Source organism: Pseudomonas sp. HMSC066A08, from assembly GCF_001813025.1.
Classification (GTDB): Bacteria; Pseudomonadota; Gammaproteobacteria; order Pseudomonadales; family Pseudomonadaceae; genus Pseudomonas; species Pseudomonas aeruginosa.
In genome coordinates this window covers 1-272 of sequence record NZ_KV811244.1, presented here as the reverse complement: position 1 = coordinate 272, position 272 = coordinate 1, and the positions used below count along the sequence as shown (strand labels likewise).

At 40.4% G+C, this 272-nt stretch carries 1 pseudogene; it reads left to right on the top strand.

What is annotated here, in order from left to right:
• Positions 1–272 (top strand): annotated as a pseudogene (locus HMPREF2886_RS32810) (hypothetical protein); the annotation flags it as partial.

Genomic DNA, 272 nt, shown 5'->3' with positions numbered 1-272 from the left:
GATCTACTGGAATTAGAGCCTGAAGAGCGAGCGGGTGAAGGTATCTTTATGGCGTTTCAATATCCGGTAGAGATCCCCGGTGTCAGTAACCAGTTTTTCTTACAATCCTCAGTCAATGCGGTAAGAGAATATCGAGGCCAAGAGCCGTTAGATCGCTTTGATTTTGAAGATTTTATTGAAGATAAAATCAAACTATTGGATATGCCTCAAGATTTGTTAACTCGTTCTGTTAACGTAGGTTTTTCCGGTGGTGAGAAAAAACGTAACGATAT